Raw genomic sequence first — 2,500 nt, 5'->3', positions numbered from 1 at the left:
CGAGGCTAGCCCTAAAGCTATTTCGGAGAGAACCAGCTATCTCCAAGTTCGTTTGGAATTTCTCCGCTACCCACAGCTCATCCCCGCACTTTTCAACGTACGTGGGTTCGGTCCTCCAGTGCGTTTTACCACACCTTCAACCTGGCCATGGGTAGATCACATGGTTTCGGGTCTACGACTACATACTCATTCGCCCTATTCAGACTCGCTTTCGCTGCGGCTCCGGCTCTTCACCTTAACCTCGCATGCAATCGTAACTCGCCGGTTCATTCTACAAAAGGCACGCCATCACCCATTAACGGGCTTTGACTTGTTGTAGGCACACGGTTTCAGGATCTATTTCACTCCCCTTCCGGGGTGCTTTTCACCTTTCCCTCACGGTACTGGTTCACTATCGGTCATTAGGGAGTATTTAGCCTTGCGGGATGGTCCCCGCGGATTCCGACGGAATTTCTCGTGTTCCGCCGTACTCAGGATCCTCCTAGGTGTTGCCAACATTTCGTCTACGGGGCTATTACCCACTTTGGCGAACCTTTCCAAGTTCTTCGACTATCTTGACAGACTACCATAACGGAGTCCTACAACCCCAACAAGCAAGCTTGTTGGTTTGGGCTCTTCCCGTTTCGCTCGCCGCTACTCAGGGAATCGAATTTTCTTTCTCTTCCTGCAGGTACTTAGATGTTTCAGTTCTCTGCGTCTACCTCTAACCAGCTATGTATTCACTGGAAAGTAACATCCTATAAAAGATGCTGGGTTTCCCCATTCGGAAATCTCTGGATCATAGCTCACTTACAGCTCCCCAAAGCATATCGGTGTTAGTCCCGTCCTTCATCGGCTCCTAATGCCAAGGCATCCACCGTGCGCCCTTATTCACTTAACCTTACGATCTTACGATCGGTTTTGTTTGGTTCGTTTCTCTAGCGATAGAGGCGTGACCAATAAAATAAGCTTCGAACAATTTTAATTAAAAAACTCATTCAACGCGGTGTTCTCGGTTTGTTTTGATTACTTTTTTACTTCAATATCCAGTTTTCAATGAACAATACTAGTAACCTTTGGTTACTAATGGAGCCTAGCGGGATCGAACCGCTGACCTCCTGCGTGCAAAGCAGGCGCTCTCCCAGCTGAGCTAAGGCCCCATACTACTTATTTACTTGAGAGTAAACCTCTCAAAACTGAACAAAGTGTCGACGAATGTGTAAGTTTCCGTAATATTCCTTAGAAAGGAGGTGATCCAGCCGCACCTTCCGATACGGCTACCTTGTTACGACTTCACCCCAATCATCTATCCCACCTTAGGCGGCTGGCTCCACAAGGGTTACCTCACCGACTTCGGGTGTTACAAACTTTCGTGGTGTGACGGGCGGTGTGTACAAGGCCCGGGAACGTATTCACCGCGGCGTGCTGATCCGCGATTACTAGCGATTCCGGCTTCATGTAGGCGAGTTGCAGCCTACAATCCGAACTGAGAGAAGCTTTAAGAGATTTGCATGACCTCGCGGCCTAGCGACTCGTTGTACTTCCCATTGTAGCACGTGTGTAGCCCAGGTCATAAGGGGCATGATGATTTGACGTCATCCCCACCTTCCTCCGGTTTGTCACCGGCAGTCTCGCTAGAGTGCCCAACTGAATGATGGCAACTAACAATAAGGGTTGCGCTCGTTGCGGGACTTAACCCAACATCTCACGACACGAGCTGACGACAACCATGCACCACCTGTCACTTTGTCCCCGAAGGGAAAGCTCGATCTCTCGAGTGGTCAAAGGATGTCAAGACCTGGTAAGGTTCTTCGCGTTGCTTCGAATTAAACCACATGCTCCACCGCTTGTGCGGGCCCCCGTCAATTCCTTTGAGTTTCAACCTTGCGGTCGTACTCCCCAGGCGGAGTGCTTAATGCGTTAGCTGCAGCACTGAAGGGCGGAAACCCTCCAACACTTAGCACTCATCGTTTACGGCGTGGACTACCAGGGTATCTAATCCTGTTTGCTCCCCACGCTTTCGAGCCTCAGCGTCAGTTACAGACCAGAGAGTCGCCTTCGCCACTGGTGTTCCTCCATATATCTACGCATTTCACCGCTACACATGGAATTCCACTCTCCTCTTCTGCACTCAAGTCTCCCAGTTTCCAATGACCCTCCCCGGTTGAGCCGGGGGCTTTCACATCAGACTTAAGAAACCGCCTGCGCTCGCTTTACGCCCAATAAATCCGGACAACGCTTGCCACCTACGTATTACCGCGGCTGCTGGCACGTAGTTAGCCGTGGCTTTCTGGTTAGATACCGTCAAGGTAAGAGCAGTTACTCTCCTACTTGTTCTTCTCTAACAACAGAGTTTTACGATCCGAAAACCTTCTTCACTCACGCGGCGTTGCTCGGTCAGACTTTCGTCCATTGCCGAAGATTCCCTACTGCTGCCTCCCGTAGGAGTCTGGGCCGTGTCTCAGTCCCAGTGTGGCCGATCACCCTCTCAGGTCGGCTATGCATCATGGCCTTGGTGAGC

Annotated in this window: 1 tRNA gene and 2 rRNA genes (1 of these 3 cut by a window edge); all 3 read right to left on the bottom strand. The window is 50.9% G+C overall.

Features of this window, described 5'->3' with window-relative positions:
- A 23S ribosomal RNA gene (locus tag I580_RS16365) occupies nucleotides 1-880 on the bottom strand; it reaches 2,032 nt to the left of the window's first position.
- A gap of 186 nt (nucleotides 881-1,066) precedes the next feature.
- A tRNA-Ala gene (locus tag I580_RS16360) sits at nucleotides 1,067-1,139 on the bottom strand.
- 83 nt (nucleotides 1,140-1,222) lie between these two features.
- Nucleotides 1,223-2,500 (bottom strand): 16S ribosomal RNA (locus I580_RS16355); the annotation flags it as partial.

The organism is Enterococcus caccae ATCC BAA-1240 (genome assembly GCF_000407145.1).
GTDB lineage: Bacteria > Bacillota > Bacilli > Lactobacillales > Enterococcaceae > Enterococcus_L > Enterococcus_L caccae.
The sequence above is the reverse complement of the archived record's forward strand: the minus strand, read 5'-3'. Positions and strand labels throughout refer to the sequence as shown.